19 protein-coding genes are annotated in these 23,511 nt (G+C 52.4%); 5 read left to right on the top strand and 14 right to left on the bottom strand.

The annotated features are described in order from the left end of the window. Nucleotides 1–38: 38 nt before the first annotated feature. The 3 genes from rbn (at nt 39) to FCH32_RS01350 (ending at nt 3,658) form a co-directional block, all read left to right on the top strand. Nucleotides 39–956: a ribonuclease BN gene (gene rbn / locus FCH32_RS01360; RefSeq protein WP_174360335.1), complete on the top strand. Its 918-nt coding sequence runs from the start codon at nt 39–41 to the stop codon at nt 954–956. 64 nt (nt 957–1,020) lie between these two features. Then, nucleotides 1,021–2,025 carry a chemotaxis protein gene (locus FCH32_RS01355; protein WP_115257912.1) on the top strand — a complete coding sequence of 335 codons (1,005 nt, stop codon included), beginning with the start codon at nt 1,021–1,023 and terminating at the stop codon, nt 2,023–2,025. Between the two features lie 196 nt (nt 2,026–2,221). Further along, nucleotides 2,222–3,658 carry a hypothetical protein gene (locus tag FCH32_RS01350; RefSeq protein WP_174360334.1) on the top strand — a complete coding sequence of 479 codons (1,437 nt, stop codon included), beginning with the start codon at nt 2,222–2,224 and terminating at the stop codon, nt 3,656–3,658. Nucleotides 3,659–3,713: 55 nt separating this feature from the next. On the opposite strand, the gene nuoN is transcribed toward FCH32_RS01350, so the two are convergent. The 14 genes from nuoN to lrhA all read right to left on the bottom strand — a co-directional run bounded on the left by nuoN (nt 3,714) and on the right by lrhA (nt 20,518). Next, complete coding sequence (nuoN, locus tag FCH32_RS01345) at nt 3,714–5,171, bottom strand: NADH-quinone oxidoreductase subunit NuoN (protein WP_115257911.1); 1,458 nt, start codon at nt 5,169–5,171, stop codon at nt 3,714–3,716. A 6-nt stretch (nt 5,172–5,177) separates the two neighbouring features. After that, the gene (gene nuoM, locus FCH32_RS01340; protein WP_115257910.1) at nt 5,178–6,707 is read right to left on the bottom strand and encodes an NADH-quinone oxidoreductase subunit M; all 1,530 of its coding nucleotides are present in this window, start codon (nt 6,705–6,707) and stop codon (nt 5,178–5,180) included. Nucleotides 6,708–6,958: 251 nt separating this feature from the next. Next, on the bottom strand, nt 6,959–8,800 hold the full coding sequence (gene nuoL, locus FCH32_RS01335) for an NADH-quinone oxidoreductase subunit L (RefSeq protein WP_146716686.1): 1,842 nt from the start codon (nt 8,798–8,800) through the stop codon (nt 6,959–6,961). Then, nucleotides 8,797–9,099 (bottom strand): NADH-quinone oxidoreductase subunit NuoK, encoded by a 303-nt coding sequence (gene nuoK / locus FCH32_RS01330; RefSeq protein ID WP_006683663.1) that lies wholly within the window; start codon nt 9,097–9,099, stop codon nt 8,797–8,799. The genes nuoL and nuoK overlap by 4 nt, the downstream gene beginning before the upstream one ends. Then, nucleotides 9,096–9,650, bottom strand: coding sequence for an NADH-quinone oxidoreductase subunit J (gene nuoJ, locus FCH32_RS01325; RefSeq protein WP_096756375.1), 555 nt, complete (start codon nt 9,648–9,650; stop codon nt 9,096–9,098). The genes nuoK and nuoJ overlap by 4 nt, the downstream gene beginning before the upstream one ends. Before the next feature lie 11 nt (nt 9,651–9,661). Then, nucleotides 9,662–10,204: an NADH-quinone oxidoreductase subunit NuoI gene (gene nuoI / locus FCH32_RS01320; protein ID WP_096756374.1), complete on the bottom strand. Its 543-nt coding sequence runs from the start codon at nt 10,202–10,204 to the stop codon at nt 9,662–9,664. 14 nt (nt 10,205–10,218) lie between these two features. Further along, the gene (gene nuoH / locus FCH32_RS01315; protein WP_003028063.1) at nt 10,219–11,196 is read right to left on the bottom strand and encodes an NADH-quinone oxidoreductase subunit NuoH; all 978 of its coding nucleotides are present in this window, start codon (nt 11,194–11,196) and stop codon (nt 10,219–10,221) included. Next, nucleotides 11,193–13,919 (bottom strand): NADH-quinone oxidoreductase subunit NuoG, encoded by a 2,727-nt coding sequence (gene nuoG / locus FCH32_RS01310; protein ID WP_174360333.1) that lies wholly within the window; start codon nt 13,917–13,919, stop codon nt 11,193–11,195. The genes nuoH and nuoG overlap by 4 nt, the downstream gene beginning before the upstream one ends. A 183-nt stretch (nt 13,920–14,102) precedes the next feature. Then, nucleotides 14,103–15,440: an NADH-quinone oxidoreductase subunit NuoF gene (gene nuoF / locus FCH32_RS01305; protein WP_096756373.1), complete on the bottom strand. Its 1,338-nt coding sequence runs from the start codon at nt 15,438–15,440 to the stop codon at nt 14,103–14,105. Further along, nucleotides 15,437–15,937 (bottom strand): NADH-quinone oxidoreductase subunit NuoE, encoded by a 501-nt coding sequence (gene nuoE, locus FCH32_RS01300; RefSeq protein WP_003028069.1) that lies wholly within the window; start codon nt 15,935–15,937, stop codon nt 15,437–15,439. Before nuoE ends, nuoF begins: the two co-directional genes overlap by 4 nt. A 2-nt stretch (nt 15,938–15,939) precedes the next feature. After that, the gene (gene nuoC / locus FCH32_RS01295) at nt 15,940–17,742 is read right to left on the bottom strand and encodes an NADH-quinone oxidoreductase subunit C/D (protein WP_096756372.1); all 1,803 of its coding nucleotides are present in this window, start codon (nt 17,740–17,742) and stop codon (nt 15,940–15,942) included. A gap of 89 nt (nt 17,743–17,831) precedes the next feature. Then, nucleotides 17,832–18,494 carry an NADH-quinone oxidoreductase subunit NuoB gene (gene nuoB, locus FCH32_RS01290; protein ID WP_003028075.1) on the bottom strand — a complete coding sequence of 221 codons (663 nt, stop codon included), beginning with the start codon at nt 18,492–18,494 and terminating at the stop codon, nt 17,832–17,834. Between the two features lie 15 nt (nt 18,495–18,509). Next, nucleotides 18,510–18,953, bottom strand: coding sequence for an NADH-quinone oxidoreductase subunit NuoA (gene nuoA / locus FCH32_RS01285; RefSeq protein WP_003028077.1), 444 nt, complete (start codon nt 18,951–18,953; stop codon nt 18,510–18,512). 626 nt (nt 18,954–19,579) lie between these two features. Continuing rightward, nucleotides 19,580–20,518 (bottom strand): transcriptional regulator LrhA, encoded by a 939-nt coding sequence (gene lrhA, locus FCH32_RS01280; RefSeq protein ID WP_117343408.1) that lies wholly within the window; start codon nt 20,516–20,518, stop codon nt 19,580–19,582. Nucleotides 20,519–21,442: 924 nt separating this feature from the next. Here lrhA and alaA point away from each other — a divergent pair. After that, entirely contained in the window at nt 21,443–22,660 is a 1,218-nt protein-coding gene (alaA, locus tag FCH32_RS01275) for an alanine transaminase AlaA (RefSeq protein ID WP_096756369.1), read from the top strand. A gap of 207 nt (nt 22,661–22,867) precedes the next feature. Beyond that, nucleotides 22,868–23,467, top strand: coding sequence for a 5'-deoxynucleotidase (yfbR, locus tag FCH32_RS01270; RefSeq protein ID WP_115257908.1), 600 nt, complete (start codon nt 22,868–22,870; stop codon nt 23,465–23,467). Nucleotides 23,468–23,511 lie beyond the last annotated feature (44 nt).

Here is a 23,511-nt window from a genome sequence, read left to right as displayed (position 1 = left end):
CACCCTGCCTTATTGATGGCGAAAAGTGTAATACTAAGATGGAATTAATTTTTTTAGGCACGTCTGCGGGTGTCCCCACGCGCTCTCGCAATGTAACGGCAATATTACTCAATCTGCAACACCCTACTCAGGCGGGATTGTGGCTTTTCGATTGCGGCGAAGGAACGCAGCACCAGATGCTGACCACGCCATTCAATCCGGGAAAACTCGATCGTATTTTTATCAGCCATCTGCATGGCGATCACCTTTTTGGCCTGCCGGGACTGCTGTGCAGCCGCTCGATGGCCGGAAACGTCCAGCCGTTGACGCTGTACGGGCCAAAAGGGTTACGTGAATTTACCGAGACTGCATTACGCCTGAGCGGCTCCTGGACCGATTATCCGCTGGAGATTGTGGAAATTACCGCCGGAGAAATTCTCGACGACGGTCTGCGTAAAGTAACGGCTTTCGCGCTGGCGCATCCGCTCGAATGCTACGGTTTTCGCGTTGAAGAACATGACAAACCCGGTGCGCTTGACGCCAGCGCGCTGAAGGCAGCGGGCGTTAAGCCAGGGCCGTGGTTCCAGGATCTCAAAGCCGGTAAAACCGTCGTGCTGGAAGATGGTCGTTCCCTTAACGGTGCTGATTTTCTCGCCCCGGCGATTCCGGGCAAATCCGTGGCGATATTTGGCGATACCGCGCCGTGCGCCTCCGCCCTCGAACTGGCAAAAGGGGTGGATGTGATGGTACATGAGACCACGCTGGACGCCTCGATGGAAGAAAAGGCCAACAGTCGGGGACACAGCTCCACCCGCCAGGCTGCGATGCTGGCACAGGAGGCTGGTGCGGGCCGATTGATTATGACTCACGTCAGCTCGCGTTATGATGAAAAAGGCTGCCAACGTTTGCTCGAAGAGTGCCGGGCGCTGTTTGCGGACACCGAACTGGCGCACGATTTCGCCGTTTTCACGGTTTAACGCTCTATTTTTCCGCCTCAGTGCCGATAACAGTGAAAAGGCTGGCGTTCACACTGAGGACAGGATGAATAATATTCAGAAAGACATTGATGACAGGACAAACCTAACCCTGTCTAACCGCTTTGAACTGCTGCTGTTTCGCCTCGGCACATCGCTGGATGAGCAGAAATCAGAGCTGTTTGGCATCAACGTATTTAAGCTGCGCGAAATTGTCCCCATGCCCGCATTTACGCGTCCGGCGGGCATGAAAGCCCCGTTGCTGGGCATGGTGAACATTCGCGATCAGGTGATCCCGGTGATCGACCTGCCCGCCGTTGCCGGATGCAAGCCTGAGACCGGACTGAACATCCTGCTGATCACCGAATACGCCCGTAGCGTACAGGCGTTTGCGGTAGAGTCAGTGGAAAACATTATGCGCCTGGACTGGCAGCAGGTGCATACCGCCGAGAAAGCCGTCAACGGTCGCTATATCACCAGCATCGCCTGTCTGGATGATAACAAAGAAACCAACAACCTGGCGCTGGTACTCGACGTCGAACAGATCCTGTATGACATTGTGCCGTCAAACCACGATCTGCGCGCCACCCACCTGGAGACCAGTAAATTCAATATCACCCCAGGTGCTGTGGCGATTGTGGCAGAAGATTCTAAGGTCGCCCGTGCGATGCTGGAAAAAGGGCTTAACGCCATGAACATTCCGCACCAGATGCATGTCACCGGCAAAGACGCGTGGGAAAAAATTCAGCAGCTGTCCCTGGAAGCGCAGGCGGAAGGCAAGTCCATCAGCGAGAAAATTGCGCTAGTGCTTACCGATCTGGAAATGCCGGAGATGGACGGCTTTACGCTGACCCGCAAGATTAAGACCGATGAACGCCTGAAGAAGATCCCGGTCGTCATCCACTCGTCCCTTTCCGGCAGCGCCAATGAAGATCATGTGCGCAGGGTGAAGGCCGATGGCTACGTGGCGAAATTCGAGATCAACGAGCTGTCTTCCGTAATCCAGGAAGTGATGGAGCGCGCGGCGAAAGACATTAATGGGCCACTGGTGAGCCGCCAGATTTCAGCCTGACGCTCTACCTGCCCCCCTTACTCTGCGGTTCTCCAACGAGTAAGGGAGTAGTTCCCCCACAAAAATAATCTCATCATCATGATGCCCCCTTTAATTATCATTAAAAATTGCCGCTTTTAGATATCAGCCGTTGAGTCAAAAAATAGCACTCAACAATTATCCTACATGATTTTCACATTTCTAAGCAGGCAGTGACGTGGATAAACACCGTTTCATTAAAGATCTCCAAAAACATGCAAAATCCTTGGCCAAATACAAGCTTAATTTAGACATCGATAATATCAAGAATACTATAATCGCAGGCCAGCAACATATAGAGGAGAATGAACAATCTGCCACCTTGATCAATAACCTCATACCGCTCACTACAAGAGATATCACTGAAAGAGATGTGGAAATTATTCTTCCTATAATTTCAGAATACTGGATGACGCTTCTGCACTCCACTCAATATAAGATTTTCTTTTATGGTACCCAACGTCATTATCTCAGCTTTAGTACCATTATTGCGGATCGTTTTCAGTCACAACTTGTACACATTGACATCACCGCTGACATTGAACTCTGTATTCATACTATCAGCCATCCTTCAACCTGTAATGAAACTAAAATTCTCATCTATGATGATGAAGGAAGTTATATTTTAAGAAGAAAATTCGACTGTGCGAATATTTTCTCTTACATCTACTATAGTCCACTACGTGTTTCCTGTGGGACTAACAAAAGGTATGCCATGTATCTGGAACATGAATACAAAAAATACAATACACAGATTATTGATAATGTCGTTACGGGGTCGTCTTATGCCTGGTGGGGTGTACCAACACAATTGACTACCTGTACAGCCAATATGTCTGTTAAAAGTGGTGATACTGCATTTGCCCTGGCTATCACTGAACATCTGACTCAGAGTGGCCAGTTAAAAAACCATATTCATATCACGAGTTTCTTTGATTTACACCATGAATTGACCAGAAGTAAAAGCACCTTTAATAGTGGCGTATTTAAGGAGCTTAAGTTTTTCGCCAAAAAAAATAACATCCCATACATTCAATATGATGAAGAAATTTTCGCAAGCAATCATGATGAGATATACCAACCTGCATCAATTAGCAGTAGCATTGAAAAAAACCTGTTAAATTTATTTATATCTGAAAAAAAGTTAATAACCGCGATAACAGACATTGTCAACCAAAAATATATTAACTTTGACTTTCATACGTTAATTGATGAACAAAAAAATAAAAATTCAATGTGCGAAGAGGAAATGGATAAACTCAGCATACAGCGCGGTACCAATCACTCCAAACTTTTTTGTTATAAGGAATCATTGAGTTCGAATTCTCGAAATATCGAGAAAATGGTCCACAATGCCGAGATGAATAAATACGCTATGTATATAGTATTTGCCCCTCAGCCACAGAAATATATAGAAAACATTGATAAAGAAATGCTCAATGAGGCTTTTTCATTTTACCAACAAATCACATTAAATAAGAAAAATATTGTACTCATTGATATGAGTGATGACCCGGACTTTACTCGTCACGACTTTCAAGATGGCGATCACTTAAATTTTAATGGTGCGATTAAATTTATACAGAAGCTTCAGGTCTATGGCATCACTATATAGATAAAAAAAGAGTCTGGACATTGCCCAGACTCTTTTTTATTTACAGCATGATGTATTACATCAGCGGCGTCGCTAACTGCACGATGCTGATCAGCGGTTGCGGGTAGATACCCAGCACCAGCACCAGCAGCGCAGAGATCAGCACCACGATACCGCCCGCGCTGTACTGCCAGTTAGACGGTGCATCACGGTTCAGTTGCTGCGGTGCGCTCAGGTACAGGCTCACGGCAACGCGCAGGTAATAGTACAAACCAATCGCGGAACCGACCACCACGGCGGCAACCAGCCACCACAGGTTAGCCTGCACACCGACGGCCAGCACGTAGAACTTACCGATAAAGCCCAGCGTCATCGGGATACCCGCCAGAGACAGCATCATCACCGTCATCACAGCCGCGAGGATCGGACGATGCCAGAACAGACCGCGGTAGGAGAACAGTGAATCCGCATCCGGACCACGATACGGGCTGGACATCAGGCTGACCACACCAAACGCGCCGAGGCTGCTGAACAGATAACCAGCCAGGTACACGCCTACTGCTTCCATCGACATCTCGCCACTTTGCAGGGCAATCAACGCCACCAGCAGGTAGCCAAGGTGAGAGATAGACGAATAACCAAGCAGACGCTTGATGTTGGTCTGGCTCAGCGCCATCAGGTTACCGAAGATGATAGAGGCAAAGGCAATCACGCCCAGCACAATACGTACCGCTTCGCTGTCGCCAACCGGCGCGTACAGGAACAGACGCATCACCACGCCGAAGATAGCGATTTTGCTCGCCGTCGCCAGGAAGGTGGACACCGGAGCCGGAGCACCCTGGTAGACGTCTGGCGTCCACAGGTGGAACGGCACCAGAGAGAGCTTAAAGCCCAGACCGACGATCATCATCCCGAAGCCTGCCAGCAGCAGCGGTTCGTTCAGCATACCGTCGCCGAGGCTCTTACCGAGTGCCACGAACGACAGGTTGCCGGACTGCGCGTACACCAGCGCCATACCGAACAGCAGGAATGAAGACGCTGCGGCAGACAGAATGGTGTATTTGATACTGGCTTCCAGCGAGCGTTTCTGACGAAACGCATAGCCCACCAGACCAAACAGCGGCAGAGAGATCAGTTCGATACCGAGGAACAACGCCGCCAGATGGTTAGCGTTAGCCAGCAGAATCCCGCCCAGCGCGGCAATCAGCACCAGCAGGTAGAACTCTTCCCGGTTGTCGTCATAGCCTTCCAGCCATGGGTAGGCAAAGGTACAAGTAGCAAGGCTCGCCAGCAGGACCATCCCGGTGTAGAGCATCGCGAAACCGTCAACCCGCATCAGCGGGGTGACGTCCATGGCGCCTGCCTGGCCAACAAACCAGAGCGAAACCAGCGCGGCGTTAAGCCCAATGACCGACAGCGTGGCATTGAGGAAGTGATTGCGTCGCCACGCAATGGAGAGCATCACAACCACCACCGTCAAGCCGACGATCAGCAGCGGTAGCAGCGCAATCAGGTGTTGTGGAGTTATTGTCATGGCGATTTACGGCCTTGTAGTAGTAACGGAATTAACAAACCACTGCTGGATGTTGCTCATCGCAGAATGCGAGGTATCCAGAATCGGCTGCGGATAGAAGCCAAGCAGTACCAGAAGCACGACCAGCAACAGGATGATAAACAGCTCACGCAGCGACATCCCTGGCAGTTCAACACTGGCAATTTGGCTTTTCGCTTTACCAAAGTAAGCGCGATGCAGCATCGCCAGCGAGTAAACAGAGGCAAACACCAGACCGAAGGTCGAGATCACGGTAATGACCGGAACCACCTGGTAGCTGCCGAACAGAATCATAAATTCGCCAACGAAGTTACCGGTTCCCGGCATACCCAGCGTACAGACCGCGAAGAACATCGACAGCGCAGGCAACCATTTCATTTTGCCCCACAAGCCGCCCATCATACGCATATCACGCGTGTGCAGACGTTCGTACAGCTGACCACACAGAATGAACAGGCCGGCCGCAGACAGACCGTGCGCAATCATCTGGATAACCGCACCCTGGTACGCCAGCTGGCTACCGGTGTAGATAGCAATCAACACGAAGCCCATGTGCGAGACGGAGGTGTAGGCAATCAGACGCTTGATATCGTACTGATTAAAGGCCATCCACGCGCCGTAGAAAATACCGATAACACCCAGCCACATAGCGATAGGTGCGAACTCCGCAGACGCGTTCGGGAACAGCGGCAGGGAGAAGCGCAGCAGACCGTAGGCCGCGGTTTTCAGCAAAATCCCCGCCAGGTCAACGGAACCTGCGGTCGGTGCCTGGGAGTGCGCATCCGGCAACCAGCCGTGCAGCGGAACCACCGGCATTTTCACCGCAAAGGCGATGAAGAAGCCCAGCATCAGCAGATATTCCACGCCGTGGGACATCGGTGTGTTCAGCAGTTCTTCATAGTTGAAGGTCCAGACACCGGTGGCTTTATAGTGCACAAATACCAGCGCCAGGATGGCAATCAACATCACCAGACCACTCGCCTGGGTATAAATGAAGAACTTGGTGGCCGCCGTGATACGCGTTTTACCGTCGGACGCTTTATGCCCCCACAGCGCGATCAGGAAGTACATCGGCACCAGCATCATTTCCCAGAAGAAGAAGAACAGGAACATGTCGATGGCCAGGAACACGCCGATCACGCCGCCGAGGATCCACATCAGGTTCAGGTGGAAGAAGCCCTGGTACTTTTCAATTTCATTCCAGGAACACAGTACCGCCAGAACACCGAGCAGACCGGTCAGCACCACCATCAGCAGCGACAGACCGTCGATAGCTAAATGAATAGAGATGCCAAAGCGCGGGATCCACTGCATGACGAACTCAGACTGCCACTGCGGAATACCAGCGGATTGCGTCAGTGAATAACCGCCCTGCAACCACAATTGTAGGCCAAGCGCCAGCGTCAGTCCCATGGTAATCAGCGCGATCCAGCGCGGTACCTTCACGCCAAAGCGTTCGGTCTGCCAGCACAGGAAACCACCGATAAAGGGGATTAATATCAACCAAGGTAATAACATAGCTAAGTATGTCCCTTATATTTATTCCTGCTCAGGCTATCTCACTCGTCAGCCCAAATCCCGGCAGTGCTCGCAATCCTCACGTACTTCAGTACGCTCCGGTTGCTCTGCGCTGGCGGTATTCGGTCTGACTTCGCCGATGACGCCTGTACTTCAGGAACAGATTTTCAACGAATTCTAAAAATTATTTTTGGGTTTGTAGGCCGGATAAGCGCAGCGCCATCCGGCAGTCGTTCATCCGGCCAACAAACTCAACGCAGTACCATCAGCAGTGCCAGCACGACAACCGCACCGATGCTCATTGACGCGACATACCAGCGCAGATACCCGTTCTCACTGAGCAGCAGACCTTTGCCTGCAAAGCGGGAGAGGATCGCTGGAATGTTCATCATTGCGTTCATCGGGTCGCGTTTCAGCAGCCAGGCAACGCCAAGGAACGGCTTGACGAACACTTTGTCGTACAGCCAGTCAAAGCCCCAGGCGTTATACCACCAGGTGCCCAGCAGACGGCCCGGCGCACTGTTGGCAATCGAGGTCACAAGCGTACGTTTACCCAGCCACAGCCATGCTGCAATCAGGATCCCCGCAATCGCGACGATGCCAGAGGTAATTTCCAGCGTCATCACGCTACCATGCGGCAGCTCGGTGGTTGCCGGAAGCACGCCATGCAACGGAGGCACAATCAGCGCGCCAACGAAGGTGGACAGGATCATCAGCACAATCAGCGGCAGATGGTGGGTAATCCCCTTCCCTGCGTGCGCGTGAATTTGTTCTTTACCGTGGAACACGATGAAAATCATACGGAAGGTGTACAGAGAGGTCATAAACGCACCGACCAGACCTGCCACCATCAGATTGATATGACCGTTCGCCATCGCACCGGCCAGAATCTCATCCTTACTGAAGAAGCCTGCGGTAATCAGCGGCAGAGCCGACAACGCCGCGCCGCCAACCAGGAAGCTGAGATAAACCAGTGGGATTGACTTACGCAAGCCGCCCATTTTGAAGATGTTCTGTTCGTGGTGGCAGGCCAGGATCACCGAACCCGATGCCAGGAACAACAGCGCTTTAAAGAAGGCGTGCGTCATCAGGTGGAAAATCGCCGCATCCCATGCCTGAACGCCAAGCGCCAGGAACATGTAGCCAATCTGGCTCATGGTGGAATACGCGAGAACGCGTTTGATGTCGGTTTGTACCAGTGCGGCGAAGCCTGCCAGAACCAGCGTGATCGCCCCGATAATCCCCACCAGGTGCAGGATTTCCGGCGTCAGCAGGAACAGGCCGTGGGTACGCGCAATCAGGTAGACACCGGCAGTAACCATCGTTGCGGCGTGGATCAGCGCGGAGACAGGCGTCGGGCCAGCCATCGCATCAGCAAGCCAGGTCTGCAACGGCAACTGCGCCGATTTACCGACCGCACCGCCCAGCAGCATCAGGGTTGCCCACATCAGCATGTCATTGCCCGCGGCAAAGTGCGCCGGTGCCAGTTCAACCATTTCGCGGAAGTTCAGCGTGCCCAGCTCGTTGTAGAGAATGAACAGCGCGAACGCCAGAAATACGTCGCCGACACGGGTTACCACGAAGGCTTTCATTGCCGCTGCGCCATTCTTCGGATCGGTATAGTAGAACCCGATCAGCAGGTAGGAGCACAGGCCCACGCCTTCCCAGCCGAGATACATCAGCAGCAGGTTATCCGCCAGCACCAGAATCACCATGCTGGCGATAAACAGGTTGGTATAGGCGAAGAAACGGGAGTACCCCTCTTCCCCGCGCATGTACCAGGAAGCGAACATGTGAATCAGGAAACCAACGCCGGTTACTACCGAGAGCATGGTCAGCGACAAGCCGTCCAGCACCAGATTAAAACCGATGTTAAAGTCGCCAACAGACATCCACGTCCACAGCGGAACGCTAAATGCCTGTTTACCGTTAGCGAAGAAATCGACGCCAACAAATGCAGTGACCAGCGCCGCCAGGCCAATCGACCCGACGCCCACGGTAGCGGACAGATTTTCTGACCAACGACCACGAGAGAACGCCAGTAATACAAAGCCAAGAAATGGCAGAATAATGGTTAAGGCAAGCATGTTCATCCACGCATCTCACTTACTGAATCGATGTTCAGGTTCTGGCGGCGGCGATGAAGTTGCAGCAACAGCGCAAGTCCAATGCTCGCTTCCGCAGCCGCAAGGCTGATGGCGAGAATGTACATCACCTGACCATCGGTCTGGCCCCAGTAGCTTCCGGCGACCACAAAGGCCAGCGCAGAGGCGTTAATCATGATTTCCAGCCCAATCAGCATAAACAGCAGATTGCGGCGGATAACCAGACCAGTTAAGCCCAGTACGAATAAGACAGCCGCGAGGATCAGTCCATGTTGTAAGGGGATCATGCGTGCTCCTCCGTTTTTCTTTTCGCGCGGTCATCCGTGCGGTTGCTCAGCACTTCGCCAGAACGCTCTTCGCGACCGACGTGGAAGGCCACAACCAGACCCGCCAGCAGCAGCATTGACGCCAGCTCAACCGCCAGGACATAAGGTCCGAACAGCGAGATGCCGACCGCTTTCGCGCTAATTGGCGTCCCGTCGATGCCCTGATCGTTAACGCCAAGAATCGCGTAGACAATCACCGCCAGCATGATGGCCGACAGAATCGCCGGACCAATCCACACCTGCGGTCTCAGCCACTGACGTTCCTGTTCGATTTCAGCACCGCCCAGGTTGAGCATCATGACCACGAACACGAACAGCACCATAATGGCGCCCGCGTACACGATAATTTCCAGCGCACCGGCAAAGTAAGCGCCCAGCGAGAAAAACACCCCAGAAATCGCCAGCAGCGAAATAATCAGGTACAGCAGTGCGTGTACCGGATTGGTGTGAGTGATGACCCGCAAGGTTGCGAGAATGGCTATCAGGCCACAGATATAAAAAGCGAACTCCATTGCCCCTCTCCTTACGGTAACAGGCTCTTGACGTCGATAGGCTTGGCTTCGTTCTCTGCTTCGCCCTTATCTTTGCCGTCGATTGCCATACCTGCCATCCGGTAGAAGTTATATTCCGGATATTTACCCGGACCGGAGATCAGCAGATCCTCTTTCTCGTAAACCAGATCCTGGCGCTTATACTCACCCAGTTCGAAATCTGGAGTAAGCTGAATAGCCGTTGTCGGACAGGCTTCTTCGCACATACCGCAGAAAATGCAGCGTGAGAAGTTGATGCGGAAAAACTCCGGATACCAGCGACCATCTTTAGTCTCTGCTTTTTGCAGAGAGATACAGCCGACCGGACAGGCTACCGCACACAGGTTACAGGCAACGCAGCGCTCTTCGCCGTCCGGGTCGCGTGTCAGTACGATACGACCACGAAAACGGGGCGGTAGATAGACCGGCTCTTCCGGGTACATCTGCGTTTCGCGTTTGGCGAACGCATGCAGGCCGATCATCCAGATACTACGAAGCTGGGTGCCTGCGCCTACAAGTAATTCTTTTAAGGTCATGGTCTTTGTGTCCCTTATTGCGCCTGCCACAGAATGACAGCCGCCGTTACCAGCAAATTGACGAGCGTCAGCGGCAGACAAACTTTCCAGCCGAAGGACATTACCTGGTCATAACGAGGACGCGGTAACGACGCACGAATCAAAATGAACATCATCATAAAGAACGCGGTTTTCAGCGCGAACCAGACGAATGGCGGTAAGAACGGGCCATGCCAGCCACCGAAGAACAGGGTAACCATCAGCGCAGAAATGGTGACGATACCGATGTACTCCCCCACGAAGAACAGGCCGAATTTCATCCCGGAATATTCAATGTGGTAACCATCGGCCAGTTCCTGCTCGGCTTCCGGCTGGTCAAACGGGTGACGGTGACAGACCGCGACGCCCGCGATAGCAAAGGTGACAAAACCAAAGAATTGCGGAATAACGTTCCAGATATCAGCCTGGTTATTGACGATGTCGGTCATGTTAAATGAACCGGCCTGCGCCACCACGCCCATCAGGGAAAGTCCGAGGAACACTTCATAGCTCAGGGTCTGCGCAGACGCACGCATTGCGCCGAGCAGCGAGTATTTGTTGTTGCTCGACCAACCGGCAAACAGCACCGCGTACACCGCCAGACCGGCCATCATCAGGAAGAACAAGATCCCGATGTTAAGGTCAGCGACCACCCAGTTCGGGCTGACCGGCACAATGGCGAAGGCCAGCAGCAGCGAAGTGAAAGCGATCATCGGTGCCAGCGTAAAGATGACGCGATCCGAGAATTTCGGGATCCAGTCTTCTTTAAAGAACATCTTGATCATGTCCGCGACCAGCTGGAGCGAACCGCCCCAGCCTACACGGTTCGGTCCATAACGGTTCTGGAACAGACCCAGCAGACGACGTTCGCCAAAGCTCATGAATGCCCCGCAGGTGACCACCACCAGCAGGATCACCACCGCTTTGAGAATGCTCAGCAGGATCTCAATCAGATCGGGTGTAATCCAACTCATTGTTGTGCCTCCTGCAGATCCTCAAGACGCGCACCTGCCAGAACCGGCGCGATACCCGGCATACCCATCGGCAAACCAACCTGCCCCGCCGTCAACCCTTCTGCGATTTCAACCGGTAATGTGACCGTGTTGCCATCGTAGCTAAAGGAAACGCGCGTACCCGCATTGACGCCCAACTTCTCGGCATCAGCCGGGTTGAGTTTAATGTACGGCTGCGGCATGCGGGTCTGGATAACCGGCGCGCGCTGGGACATTTCGTCGCTACCAAACAGATGATAGTACGGCGCGATACGCCATTGACCATCCTGCGCCTGGAAGCTCGCCGGAACGGTAGTGAAGTAGTCCAGACCGCCTTCGGAGGCTTCAATCAGACGCACGCCCGGATCGCCATGGCGCAGTTTGCCGCCCACTTCATCCTGGAACTTGTTCCACGCTTGTGGTGAGTTCCAGCCTGGTGCCCAGGCAAACGGAATTTGTGAACGCGGCGCAGACGGCTGGTTGTTCCCTTCCATAGAGAAGGCAAACATAGTGTCTTTGTCCTGCGGTTGACGCGGTTCATGCACGCTAATGTTGGCACGCATGGCGGTACGACCACTGTAACGATGCGGCTCACGTGCCAGTTTCTGCCCACGAATACGGAAGCTCGCGTCCGGCGCGGCATCTTTAATGCCAGCCAACTGCGGCAACGCGGCTACGGCGGCGTCGATGACGTGATCGAGCTGCGTCCAGTCCACTTCACGGCTCTGCACGGTGCTGTGCAGCGAGTGCAGCCAGCGCCAGCTTTCCAGCATCACAATGTTGCTGTCGTAGTAGCTTGGGTCATATACCTGGAAGAAACGCTGTGCGCGGCCTTCGTTATTGATAACCGTACCGTCGCTTTCGGCAAAACTTGCTGCAGAAAGGACCAGATGGGCATTGTCCATAATCGCGGTACGCTGATGGTCAACGACCAGTACCAGCGGTGCTTTCGCCAGCGCAGCGTTAACGCGAGCGGCAGAAGCATGGCGATGCAGGTCATTTTCCAGTACCACCACGGCGTCAGCACGACCTGTTTCCAGTTCGGTCAGCGCATCATCAAGTGAACCGCCGCCAATCATGCCGAGGCCCATGCTGTTAACAGAGCGGGCAATCATGGTGATGCCAACGTCTGCGCCACGACCTTTCAGCGCCTTCGCCACGTTGGCAGCGGCCTGAATCACTTCAGCGCTACCGGCGTTGGTACCGGAGATAATCAGCGGTTTCTTCGCGCCAGCCAGGGCCTGAACGATGACGTCGATTTTGTTCTGCAGGTCACGGTCAATACCGTCAACGGCCGGAGCGGTGTTGTCCAGCGCGTGGGCAATGGCGAAACCTAAACGCGCCTGATCTTCAACCGGCGCACGGTAGGTCCATGCTGCGATATCATCCAGACGGGTGTTATCCACGTTGGTCACGAAAAGCGGATGCTTGGCACGTTGGCCGATGTTAAGGATCGCGGCAATCTGCCAGTCAGCCACTTTCTGCGCTGCTGCCATTTCGCGTGCTTTACCTTTCACCGCCTGACGTACAGCTAGCGCAACGCGTGCGCCGGTCTGGGTAACATCTTCGCCCAGCACCAGGACCGCATCGTAAGATTCAATCTCGCGCAGTGCCGGGGTATGAATACCGCCGTCACGCAGCACGCTCAGCGCCAGTTGCAGACGTTCCAGTTCGCCTTGAGCGATACCGGTATAGAAGTTTTCCGCACCCACCAGTTCACGCAACGCAAAGTTGCTTTCAACGCTGGCGCGCGGGGAGCCGATGCCGATCACTTTCTTCGACTGACGCAGAATGTCAGCCGCGCCCTGCATCGCCTGCTCGGCGTTGAGGGTGATCAGATCGTCGCCACGACGCTGAACCGGCTGACGCGGACGGTCTTTCAGGTTCACGTAACCATAGCCAAAACGACCACGGTCGCAGAGGAAGTAGTGGTTAACGGTACCGTTATAACGGTTTTCGATACGACGCAGTTCACCGTAACGCTCACCCGGGCTGGTGTTACAGCCAATGGAACACTGCTGGCAGATGCTTGGCGCAAACTGCATGTCCCATTTACGGTTATAACGCTCGGAGTGCGTTTTATCGGTGAACACGCCGGTCGGGCAGATTTCTACCAGGTTACCGGAGAATTCGCTCTCCAGCACGCCGTCTTCCGGGCGACCGAAGTAGACGTTGTCATGTGCGCCATAGACGCCCAGATCCGCGCCGTCAGCGTAATCTTTGTAGTAGCGAACGCAGCGATAGCAGGCGATGCAGCGGTTCATTTCATGAGAGATGAACGGCCCCAGGTCCTGGTTGCGGTGGGTGCGCTTGGTAAAGCGGTAGCGACGGAAGCTATGACCCGTCATCACGGTCATATCCTGAAGGTGACAGTTACCGCCCTCTTCGCAGACCGGACAGTCGTGTGGGTGGTTAGTCATCAACCATTCCACCACGCTTTCACGGAACTGTTTCGCTTCTTCGTCATCGATAGAAATAAAGGTGCCTTCGGTGGCCGGTGTCATACAAGACATCACCAGGCGACCACGCGTATCTTCCGCGTTTTGATATTGCTTCACCGCACACTGGCGGCAAGCACCGACGCTTCCCAGCGCCGGGTGCCAGCAAAAGTACGGAATATCAAGGCCGAGGGACAGACAAGCTTCTAGCAGGTTGTCCGCGCCGTTGACCTCATATTCTTTGCCGTCTACATGAATCGTAGCCATAGTCAGCATGCTTCCAGTTGGCTCAGTCAGTGACCAAGCGTTAATCGAATTTCTTTTCCGCTTTATCCTTCAAGCTGCCTCGGCGTTGGCTTCTCTCGTTCACCCCAGTCACTTACTTTAGTAAGCTCAGGGATTCTCTCGGTTGCCGCCTTGACGCATCTTGAATGCTTTCGCGTAAAACGTTTACCAGCGCTCTTTCAACAGGTTCGGCTGAATACCACCAATCGCATGGGTATTGCTGAAGGTCTGCTTGATGCCAGCTTCGAATTCTTCGCGGAAATATTTAATGGCGCTCTGCAGCGGTTCGACCGCACCCGGTGCGTGTGCACAGAAGGTTTTACCCGGACCGAGGAAACGACACAGTTGCTCAAGTGTCTCGATATCCCCAGGCTGGCCTTCGCCACGCTCCAGCGCACGCAGAATTTTTACGCTCCACGGCAAACCATCACGGCACGGCGTACACCAGCCGCAGGACTCGCGGGCAAAGAACTCTTCGAGGTTACGCACCAGCGGCACCATGCCAATCTCGTGATCGACCGCCATCGCCAGCGCCGTACCCAGACGGCTACCCGCTTTACCGATGCTTTCGAACTCCATCGGCAGGTCAAGGTGCGCTTCGGTCAGGAAGTCTGTCCCCGCACCGCCCGGCTGCCAGGCTTTGAACTTCAGGCCATCACGCATGCCACCCGCGTAATCTTCGAGGATTTCACGCGCGGTGGTCCCAAACGGCAGTTCCCACAGTCCCGGATTCTTCACACGACCGGAGAAGCCCATCAGCTTGGTGCCTGCGTCTTTGCTCTTCGAAATATTCTGGTACCACTCCACGCCGTTGGCGAGGATAGCCGGTACGTTACACAGAGTTTCGACGTTGTTCACGCAGGTCGGCTTACCCCATGCGCCAGAGCTTGCCGGGAACGGCGGCTTGGATCGCGGGTTAGCACGACGACCTTCGAGGGAGTTGATCAGTGCGGTTTCTTCACCGCAGATGTAGCGCCCTGCCCCGGTGTGCACAAACAGTTCGAAGTCGAAACCGGTGCCCATGATATTTTTGCCAAGCAGACCCGCTTCGGTCGCTTCAGCAATGGCGCGACGCAGATTCACCGCCGCTTCAATGTATTCGCCGCGCAGGAAGATGTAACCGCGGTACGCTTTCAGCGCAAACGCGGAGATCAGCATGCCTTCCACCAGCAGGTGCGGCAGCTGTTCCATCAACAGACGGTCTTTATAGGTGCCCGGCTCCATTTCATCGGCGTTACACAGCAGGTAACGGATGTTCATGGATTCGTCTTTCGGCATCAGGCTCCACTTCAGACCCGTGGAAAAGCCTGCGCCGCCGCGCCCTTTCAGGCCAGCGTCTTTCACCTGATTAACGATTTCGTCCGGTGACAACCCGGTCAGGGCCTTACGCGCACCTTCGTAACCGTTTTTGCTACGGTATTCATCCAGCCATATTGGCTGGTTGTCATCGCGCAGACGCCAGGTCAGCGGATGCGTTTCGGGAGTACGGATAATGTCTTTCATTTATACCGCTCCAGCAGTTCGGGAATGCCTTCCGGGGTCAGGTGAGCATGCGTATCTTCATCGATCATCATGTTCGGCCCCTTGTCGCAGTTCCCCAGGCAACAGGTCGGCAGCAACGTAAAGCGACCGTCAAAGGTCGTCTGCCCCGGCTTGATGTTGAGTTTTTTCTCAAGTGCCGCCTGGATCCCTTGATAGCCGTTGATATGGCACACCACGCTGTCGCAGTAGCGGATCACGTGGCGACCGACCGGCTGGCGGAAGATCTGGCTGTAAAACGTGGCAACACCTTCAACGTCGCTTGCCGGGATACCCAGCACATCAGCGATCGCATAGATCGCCCCATCCGGCACCCAGCCACGCTGTTTCTGAACGATTTTCAGCGCTTCAATGGACGCCGCACGCGGGTCTTCGTAGTGGTGCTTCTCGTGCTCAATCGCTTCACGCTCAGCCGCACTCAGCTCAAAAGCCTCGGTTTGTGGTTGTTGATTCTCGTGCATAATTAGCGGTCCACATCTGACATAACAAAATCGATACTACCCAGATGGACGATAAGGTCGGACACCAGGCTGCCACGTACCGCTACCGGGATCTGCTGCAAATGCGCATAGCTCGGTGTACGGATACGAGTACGGTAACTCATGGTGCTGCCATCGCTGGTCAGGTAGTAACTGTTGATACCCTTGGTCGCTTCCACCATCTGGAAGGATTCCTGCGCCGGCATAACCGGGCCCCACGACACTTGCAGGAAGTGGGTGATCAGGGTTTCGATATGCTGTAGCGTGCGCTCTTTCGGCGGCGGCGTGGTCAGCGGGTGATCCGCTTTGAACGGGCCTTCCGGCATGTTGTTGAGGCACTGCTCAAGGATGCGCAGGCTCTGGCGCAGCTCTTCAACTTTCAGCATCACGCGGGTGTAGCAGTCGGAAACACCACCGCCCACCGGGATTTCGAAGTCGAAGTTTTCATAGCCAGAGTACGGACGTGACTTACGCACGTCGAAATCAATACCGGTTGCACGCAGCGCAGCACCGGTACAACCCCAGTCCAGCGCTTCTTTCTTACCGTAAGCGGCAACACCCTGCGAACGGCCTTTCAGGATGGTGTTGCGCAGCGCAGCTTTCTCGTAGGAATCCAGACGCTTCGGCATCCAGTCGAGGAAATCACGCAGCAGCTTGTCCCAACCGCGCGGCAGGTCGTGTGCAACACCACCGATACGGAACCAGGCCGGGTGCATACGGAAACCGGTGATCGCTTCTACCACGTCATAGATTTTCTGACGGTCGGTAAAGGCGAAGAACACGGGGGTCATCGCGCCGACGTCCTGAATGAACGTGGAGATATACAGCAGGTGGCTGTTGATACGGAAAAGTTCAGAAAGCATAACGCGGATCACGTTGACGCGATCCGGTACGGTAATGCCCGCCAGCTTTTCTACCGCCAGCACGTACGGCATTTCGTTCACGCAGCCACCGAGATATTCGATACGGTCGGTGTACGGAATGTAGCTGTGCCAGGACTGACGTTCACCCATCTTTTCGGCGCCACGATGGTGGTAGCCGATGTCAGGCACGCAGTCGACGATCTCTTCGCCGTCAAGCTGAAGAACAATACGGAATGCACCGTGAGAAGACGGGTGGTTCGGACCGAGGTTGAGGAACATAAAGTCCTCGTTTTCGGTACCACGCTGCATGCCCCAGTCTTCGGGTTTGAAGGTCAGTGACTCCATTTCCAGATCCTGCTTGGCTTTGGTCAGCTCAAACGGATCGAATTCGGTCGCACGCGCCGGGTAATCTTTACGCAGCGGATGGCCTTCCCAGGTATGCGGCATCAGAAGACGCGTCAGGTGCGGGTGGCCTTCGATATCAATACCAAACATTTCCCAGGTTTCACGCTCATACCAGTTGGCGTTCGGGAACAGTTTGGTGAACGTCGGCACGCGCAGATCGTTTTCAGACAATGCCACCTTGAGCATGATATCGCGATTGCGTTCAATGGAGATCAGGTGATAGAAAACGGAAAAATCCGCGGCAGGTAACCCTTCGCGGTGCGTACGCAGACGTTCGTCCATACCGTGTAAGTCAAACAGCATGACGTAAGGTTTCGGCAATCTCTTTAAGAAATCACCCACTTCCAGGAGTTGTTCACGCTTGACCCAAACAACGGGTACCCCGGTGCGAGTCGCCTGAACGGTAAAGGCATCCGGCCCAAAACGGTTGCGCAGTTCGCCAATGACCGGGTCATCGAGATGATCCCGTGTTTGCCAGGCAGCGTCTTGCGCGGTTAAGTCGGTCATATTGTTCACCATTGCAAATGGTTCGTGGTGACTGTTAAGCCTGGCTTCGCGCTATTTGAATAGTGATATGCGAAGGTAATCCCCAGGCCGACAGGCGCAAATTAAATCTCGTCCGGTGTGCGAAGATTCGTTACAGCAATACGTTCGCCGCGCTTACGCTCGCGCTCTGACTGCATATTGGCGCGATAAACGCCCTGATCGCCAACCACCCATGAGAGCGGACGACGTTCTTTGCCAATGGAGTCTTGCAGCAGCATCAGTGCCTGCATGTAGGCTTCCGGACGCGGCGGGCATCCCGGGATGTACACATCAACCGGAATAAACTTATCAACGCCCTGCACAACGGAGTAAATATCGTACATACCGCCGGAGTTGGCACATGCGCCCATGGAAATAACCCATTTTGGTTCCAGCATCTGATCGTAGAGGCGCTGAATAACCGGGGCCATTTTGGTAAAGCAGGTGCCGGCCACGACCATCAGGTCGGCCTGACGCGGAGAGGCACGCAGAACTTCTGCGCCAAAACGGGCCACGTCATGCACGGCGGTGAACGAGGTCACCATCTCAACGTAGCAGCAGGAAAGGCCAAAGTTGTATGGCCAAATTGAGTTTTTACGGCCCCAGTTAACCATGTCATGCAGTTTGCCCATGAACACGTTTTTGTTAACTTCTTGTTCCAGGGGGTCGGTTACGATCTCCTGTTTTTGCAGGGGGTAACGGTCGTTCTCACCGTTAGGATCTATGCGGGTGAGCGTATAATCCATCTTAATGCCTCGCGGTTAGCGTTGACGATTAGCGATACTGTTCGTTTCCGGGTTCATACGCTCGCGGCGTGAACGCGCGGGCGTCCAGTCCAGCGCGCCAATACGCACCAGATAAACCAGACCTGCCAGTAACACAAAAATAAAAATTGCAGCTTCCACAAAGCCAATCCAGCCGCTTTCACGGATAGATGTTGACCATGCAAAAAGATACAGCGCTTCAACGTCGAAGATAACGAAGAACATGGCTACCAGGTAAAACTTGGCAGACAGGCGCAAGCGGGCGGTGCCGACCGAGTCGATACCTGATTCAAACGGCACGTTTTTAGATCTCGCGCGCGCGCGACCCCCTAAAAACCAGCCGCCGACGAGCATCAGGCAGCACAGGCCAATGGCAACAATAAGAAAGATAGCGAATGCCCAGTGATGAGCGATGATTTCAGTGGATGTTGACATACTCATTGCTTACTCATCAAAAGTAGCGCCAAATTCTCTGCTCTTTACGGCAGATGAACGCCACATCGATTCATGGGGAGGAATAAAAAAAACCTTACAATCACTGTAGAAAACCATTTATACAGCCAATTGATGGGGTTTTTTACTCCTTTCTATAACCTTTTGTCAACTTTAACAAAAGTTTCCTCACATTATTTTACACCAATTCAGTATCATTAACATAAAGTGCTATTTAGACTCATTTCAGTCCTGTCATTAGCCAATTTTAATGTTGTTGAATCGTGTCCGTAGTGAAGTAAAAAAGATAATACACCTCTATTTTGACAGGAATTCGTGCAGATGCCTCCCCCTAAATGTGAGTATTTTCTTGATCTGTGACACGCTTTTGTTAATCCATCATAAAAAACAGCAACAATTTCTCTAGTTTTTTAACATGAAAATAATAGGCCCTTCTTTTGTTTGTTTTTTGCTCAATTTAATCGAAAATCTTTTACCTACTGATTTTATTCACTTTTCATTTACAAACAGGCTATAGACTGCCTGTTTTGTATAAAAAAAGAGCCACTGGAAGTTATTTCATCTTTAGTGGCTCTTTTTTGCACTTACATTTTATAACGATTATTTGTGACGCATTACTCAAAGTCACCTTCAACGATCAGCGAATCATCTCCCCCTTCAGGGGTAAACTGATTGTATTGCCATGGGTTTTGGTACGTTTGCATCGACTTAAAGATAACCTGAGCTAACTCGTTTTGCGTGCTGGTATCGCAGCACAGCAGGTATTCGGTTTCTGGCAACGGTGGCAAACCATCCACCGCACCTAACACGCGCAAGTCCGGACTCATCATTTCTACCGGACGGGCAGTGACGCCCAATCCTGCTTTTACTGCAGCGCGAACCGCAGGCAATGTTGACGCCACATAGGCCAAACGCCACGGGATCTGCGCAGCATTTAGCGTAGACAGCACGATATCGCGAAACGGGCTGGGATCGTCCAGCAGGACCAGCGGCACCGGTTCCCCTTTTTGCAGGATGTATTCAGCCGCACAATACCAGTGTGTCGGAGAGGTACGCAGATTCAGGCACTCGAAATCCCCAGGGCGGTTGGTGGTCACCACCAAATCCACTTCCTGTGACTTCAGCATATCCACCATAAAGGCGTTACGCTTGACCCTCACATCCAGCGCAAGCTTCGGATAAACCGAACTGATGCGGTTGAGCAAAAACGGCAGTATCGTATCGGCGGATTCATCAGAGGCGCCAATAGTTAACACGCCCTGAAGATTATTGAACATTAATGATGAGCAAGCCTCATCATTGAAGCGCAGAATTTTTCTGGCGTAACCCAACAGCTGGATACCGTGTTCCGTCAGCAGTTTGTTACGTCCATGGCGCGCGAACAACTCTTTCCCGACAAGTTGCTCGAGGCGTTGCATTTGCTGGCTCACCGCAGACTGAGTGCGACATACCGCAGCAGCCGCAGCCGCGAAAGTATTCAGATCGGCAACAGCAACAAACGTTCTCAGCAGATCGAGATCGAGGTTAATTATCGGACGATTTGCATTTATCATAAATTTTCACTTACTCGCGGGTCATTCCGGGTTAATGCTGTGCATTCAGAAACAAAAATTCCATTTGTAATGTGCCTGCCTCGTAGTTTCACTTAGTGTAACTAAGTGAAAATAAGGATGTATTAGATGTAACAACTGAAACAACCCTCTTACTTCGCTATATAATGCGCCGCATGGCTCATCAGAATATAGCAAAGAGAAAGCGCCATTTTTTAGCTACAGGCAGATTCTTACTAATGGAAAACATGTAAATTTTGTAAATATGAAAAAATAGTTTATGGACGTCAATTTACACATTAAAATCTAATTTTTCAGTATGTTATGGTCAACGTGTCAGCATTAGAATTATCAAAGAACATACGCAACACACCATTTCATGGGACTTATCTTAACCCAAAACCACTATATTTATAAGTGTTATCGTGAATAATCTGATGCGCAAAGGTGTTATGTCAGGCTAGCCGTTTTCGTATTATTAACGCATTCAATGAGCGCTGTTTAAATATTAAATAATAATTAATTAAAATTTCCACCATTCATTAATTATGCTTAACAATAGATTCACACTGTAGCGCTGACCGATCATGCCGATAACAGGCAGTGGAGATAAGTGTTCCGTATTTCCGAATTCTTCTTTTCACCCCAGAGAACGATTGCTTTCGTGCCCGATACATAACTATTTCTTACCAGATAAACGACCACAACACCGGCATCACATCAAAACATATAACTACGAAATATATATTAATAAGAATAAAACTCTAAATTATAATGATTTAACAGCCATTAACGGTTGATTATAACTGCATAGTTCATCAAAATCTTCTGCTAAAGACCCTTCAAAATGCACCGTTGGAAGAGTACATTGTTCTGTGCTGACTTCCACGGCAGGGAGTGGCATTCACAGCTAAAAGGTCAAGATTCATGTCCCCTATTGAAAAATCCAGCAAATTAGAAAATGTCTGTTATGACATTCGTGGCCCGGTTCTGAAAGAAGCAAAGCGTCTGGAAGAAGAAGGCAATAAGGTTCTGAAACTAAACATCGGCAACCCAGCGCCATTCGGGTTTGAAGCACCGGATGAAATTCTGGTTGATGTGATCCGTAATTTGCCTACCGCGCAAGGGTATTGTGACTCAAAAGGCCTTTATTCCGCCCGCAAAGCCATCATGCAGCATTATCAGGCACGTGGGATGCGCGATGTTACCGTGGAAGACATTTATATCGGCAACGGTGTTTCCGAATTGATCGTGCAGGCGATGCAGGCATTGCTGAACAGCGGGGACGAAATGCTGGTACCTGCGCCTGACTATCCGCTGTGGACGGCGGCGGTATCGCTTTCCAGCGGTAAGGCTGTGCACTACCTGTGTGATGAATCCTCTGACTGGTTCCCGGACCTCGACGATATTCGCGCCAAAATTACCCCTCGCACGCGTGGGATTGTTATTATCAACCCCAACAACCCTACCGGCGCAGTCTATTCTAAAGAGCTTCTGCTGGAGATTGTTGAAATTGCACGTCAGCATAATCTCATTATCTTTGCTGACGAGATTTACGACAAAATTCTTTATGATGACGCAGAGCACCATTCTATTGCCCCGCTGGCACCGGACCTGCTGACTATCACCTTCAACGGCCTGTCAAAAACGTACCGTGTTGCGGGTTTCCGTCAGGGCTGGATGGTACTGAACGGACCGAAGAAACACGCGAAAGGGTATATTGAAGGTCTGGAAATGCTAGCGTCTATGCGTTTATGCGCCAACGTTCCAGCACAGCATGCTATTCAAACCGCACTGGGCGGATACCAAAGCATTAGCGAATTCATCATGCCCGGCGGACGTCTGTATGAACAGCGCAACCGTGCCTGGGAATTACTCAACGACATTCCCGGCGTTTCTTGCGTGAAGCCGCGCGGCGCACTGTACATGTTCCCGAAAATTGACGCCAAACGCTTCAATATTCATGACGACCAGAAAATGGTGCTCGACTTCCTGTTACAGGAAAAAGTGCTGCTGGTGCAGGGCACAGCCTTCAACTGGCCGTGGCCGGATCACTTCCGTATCGTGACGCTGCCGCGTATTGACGATATCGAAATGTCGCTAAGCAAATTTGAGCGCTTCCTGTCTGGCTATCACCAGCTGTAAGTCGAAAATCAGCAACCATAATACTCTAAATAATTCGAGTTGCAGGAAGGCGGCGACGCAATGAATCCCCAGAAGCTTACAAAAGTAAGTGACTGGGGTGAATGAGGAAAGCCAACGCGCATGCAACTTGAATTATGACGAGTATTTGCATCTGACAGCCTTCTCTGCGCAAAATGACTCTTAGGTTGCCATCATATAAGGGTCGTTATGAAGCAGAGCCATTTTTTTGCCCACCTCTCCCGTCTGAAACTCATTAACCGCTGGCCGCTGATGCGCAACGTGCGCACCGAAAACGTATCTGAACACAGTCTGCAAGTCGCGATGGTTGCGCATGCGCTGGCGGCAATCAAGAACCGCAAGTTCGGCGGTCAGGTTAACGCGGAACGCATTGCCCTGCTGGCGATGTACCACGATGCCTCCGAAGTGCTGACCGGTGACCTCCCGACCCCGGTGAAATACTTTAACTCGCAAATCGCCCAGGAATATAAAGCCATTGAGAAAATTGCCCAGCAGAAACTGGTCGACATGGTACCCGATGAACTGCGCGATATTTTTGCGCCGTTAATTGATGAACACGCCAGCAGCGAAGAAGAGCGCGCGATTGTTAAACAGGCCGATGCGCTTTGCGCCTATCTGAAGTGCCTTGAGGAACTTTCAGCCGGAAATAATGAGTTTCTGCTTGCGAAAACGCGGCTGGAAAAAACGCTGGAATCGCGTCGCAGTGAAGAGATGGACTATTTCTTAGACGTATTTGTACCGAGTTTCCATCTCTCGCTGGATGAAATTAGCCAGGACTCACCATTGTAAATTTGCGGCGACGTTGCCTTTGTAGGCCGGATAAGAGGTTTACG

Origin of the sequence: Citrobacter gillenii (genome assembly GCF_013337685.1) — a bacterium.
Taxonomy (GTDB): Bacteria; Pseudomonadota; Gammaproteobacteria; order Enterobacterales; family Enterobacteriaceae; genus Citrobacter; species Citrobacter gillenii.
Note: the sequence above shows the minus strand (reverse complement) of the source record. Positions and strands in the feature narration are given on the sequence as shown.

Bases quoted from the DNA above. Each gene is read 5' to 3' on its own strand.
- nuoM (WP_115257910.1), bottom strand. From the start codon at position 6,707: ATGTTATTACCTTGGTTGATATTAATCCCCTTTATCGGTGGTTTCCTG.
- nuoL (WP_146716686.1), bottom strand. From the start codon at position 8,800: ATGAACATGCTTGCCTTAACCATTATTCTGCCATTTCTTGGCTTTGTA.
- nuoB (WP_003028075.1), bottom strand. From the start codon at position 18,494: ATGGATTATACGCTCACCCGCATAGATCCTAACGGTGAGAACGACCGT.
- nuoH (WP_003028063.1), bottom strand. From the start codon at position 11,196: ATGAGTTGGATTACACCCGATCTGATTGAGATCCTGCTGAGCATTCTC.
- alaA (WP_096756369.1), top strand. From the start codon at position 21,443: ATGTCCCCTATTGAAAAATCCAGCAAATTAGAAAATGTCTGTTATGAC.
- nuoC (WP_096756372.1), bottom strand. From the start codon at position 17,742: ATGGTGAACAATATGACCGACTTAACCGCGCAAGACGCTGCCTGGCAA.
- nuoJ (WP_096756375.1), bottom strand. From the start codon at position 9,650: ATGGAGTTCGCTTTTTATATCTGTGGCCTGATAGCCATTCTCGCAACC.
- nuoF (WP_096756373.1), bottom strand. From the start codon at position 15,440: ATGAAAGACATTATCCGTACTCCCGAAACGCATCCGCTGACCTGGCGT.
- rbn (WP_174360335.1), top strand. From the start codon at position 39: ATGGAATTAATTTTTTTAGGCACGTCTGCGGGTGTCCCCACGCGCTCT.
- yfbR (WP_115257908.1), top strand. From the start codon at position 22,868: ATGAAGCAGAGCCATTTTTTTGCCCACCTCTCCCGTCTGAAACTCATT.
- nuoE (WP_003028069.1), bottom strand. From the start codon at position 15,937: ATGCACGAGAATCAACAACCACAAACCGAGGCTTTTGAGCTGAGTGCG.
- nuoN (WP_115257911.1), bottom strand. From the start codon at position 5,171: ATGACAATAACTCCACAACACCTGATTGCGCTGCTACCGCTGCTGATC.
- nuoG (WP_174360333.1), bottom strand. From the start codon at position 13,919: ATGGCTACGATTCATGTAGACGGCAAAGAATATGAGGTCAACGGCGCG.
- lrhA (WP_117343408.1), bottom strand. From the start codon at position 20,518: ATGATAAATGCAAATCGTCCGATAATTAACCTCGATCTCGATCTGCTG.
- nuoA (WP_003028077.1), bottom strand. From the start codon at position 18,953: ATGAGTATGTCAACATCCACTGAAATCATCGCTCATCACTGGGCATTC.
- FCH32_RS01355 (WP_115257912.1), top strand. From the start codon at position 1,021: ATGAATAATATTCAGAAAGACATTGATGACAGGACAAACCTAACCCTG.
- nuoI (WP_096756374.1), bottom strand. From the start codon at position 10,204: ATGACCTTAAAAGAATTACTTGTAGGCGCAGGCACCCAGCTTCGTAGT.
- nuoK (WP_006683663.1), bottom strand. From the start codon at position 9,099: ATGATCCCCTTACAACATGGACTGATCCTCGCGGCTGTCTTATTCGTA.